Origin of the sequence: Kitasatospora sp. NPDC059817 (genome assembly GCF_042731835.1) — a bacterium.
Taxonomy (GTDB): Bacteria; Actinomycetota; Actinomycetes; order Streptomycetales; family Streptomycetaceae; genus Kitasatospora.
The window spans coordinates 1-1,570 of record NZ_JBHWIR010000424.1; the positions used below are offsets into that span (position 1 = coordinate 1).

The window sequence follows — 1,570 nt, forward strand, 5'->3', positions numbered from 1 at the left end:
CGGCACCCGCGCGCAGCAGGCGGCGGGAGGCGGGGCGCGGGGCGGCGGGAGCGGTGGGCGCGGCGGCGGTCGGCGCGGCGGGCTCGGCGGCGAACTGCTGCTCGGCGACGGGCTGTTCGGCGGCGGCCGGGGCCGCCTCGGGGGCGGTCGGCGCCGGCGTGGCGGCCGGGGTCCCGGTCATGCTGTTGTCGGTCATACCAGCCGCTCCCATTGCTGCTTGGCGAGGTCCTTCACGACGTCGGGGTTCACCGGCTTGGGGTCGAAGACCTCGACCACCATCGCCACCGTGCCGCGCTGGGCTACGGCCTGGCCGTAGTAGTACCGATCGGCGCTGTCGGCCCAGTACCTGGGTGTCTCGTCCACCCGGTAGCCGCCGTTGGCGCCGTCGGCGAACGGCTTCAGGTTGCGGGTGGTGCCGACGGCGTGCGTGGCGGCTTCGTTGGCGCGGTCCGGCGCGTACTGGACCAGCGACACGCGGTACCTGGTGTCGCCCTTCTTCCAGTTCACCTCGGCCGCGCGCCGGAAGCCCCGGGAGTTCAGGTCCTTGAAGTCGCGGACCGCGCTGTCGCTGTGCTCGGCGAGCTCGCCGACCGACACCCAGCTCGGCTTGTCCGGGAATTCTCCCCAGGCGGCGCTGCCGTCCGGGGCACCGATCAGCAGCTTGAGCAGGTCGCCGTCGATGGCCAGCGGCTTGGGCTGCTGGGCGGCGAAGGCGGTCGGGTCGACCGCCGCGGCCGGGTAGGACGGGCGCGCGACCTGGATCGGCGGCAGCGGCGTCGGCGGGCGCCGGCGCGGTGCCGGGCGGGGGCAGCGCGGGTTCGGTGGTCACGGGATGGCTCCAGAGGAGGGTGGGGAGGACGGCGTCGGGGCGGGCGGCGGCGCGGGTTCAACCGCGTTCAGCCGCGTTCAGCTGCGTTCAGCCGCCGGAGGCGAGCCACTCGCGCTGGCGCTTCATCAGCCCGCTCAGCAGCGCCTTGTCCGGTGTCCCCTTCACCTCGACGTCGATCGTGTACTGGACGTCGCCCTGGCTGGAGATGCCGGTCATCGAGCCGGTGTACGCCTGCTGCTTGGGCTTGTGCAGGTAGCCGTGGGCGTTCGGGTCGCCGTCGATGTCGATCGGGTCCTGCGACTTGAGGGTGTATCCCTGGACGAACTCGCGCGCCATCGAGGTGGAGCCGAAGCGCAGCAGGGTGACGGTGACCTCGGCCTTGCCGTCGGCCGTCCGGTACATCCGGGTGGCGCCCGACTGGTAGCCGTACGAGCCGAGGATGTCCATGATGCCGTCCTGCTTGCCGAACAGGTCGGCGACGTCGTCGTTGGTCATGGTCATCCCGTCCGCGGGCCCGTACGACTCGCCGCCGTCCGGGATCGGGAGCAGGAAGTAGCGCAGGTCGCCCTCGTGCTTGCCGCCGTTGACGGTCCCCTTGACGGTGCTGGCCGGTTTGGGGGTGGTCGGGGCGGCGGTGGGCGTCGGCACCGGTACCGGGGTGGCGGAGGGCGTCGGGCTCGGGCTGGCGGTGGTGGTGGCCGGCGCGGGTGCGGCGGCGGCCGGGCGGGTGTCCGGCCTGCC

At 73.6% G+C, this 1,570-nt stretch carries 3 protein-coding genes; all 3 read right to left on the bottom strand.

What is annotated here, in order from left to right:
• The coding region (locus tag ACFV61_RS35945; protein ID WP_380496387.1) for a hypothetical protein at window positions 1-196 on the bottom strand (196 nt) is incomplete at its 3' end.
• Window positions 193-597, bottom strand: a complete 405-nt coding sequence (locus ACFV61_RS35950) for a hypothetical protein (RefSeq protein ID WP_380496389.1) — start codon at window positions 595-597, stop codon at window positions 193-195. The genes ACFV61_RS35945 and ACFV61_RS35950, both read right to left, overlap by 4 nt.
• Window positions 598-916: 319 nt before the next feature.
• On the bottom strand, window positions 917-1,570 hold a 654-nt coding region (locus ACFV61_RS35955), incomplete at its 5' end, for a hypothetical protein (protein WP_380496391.1).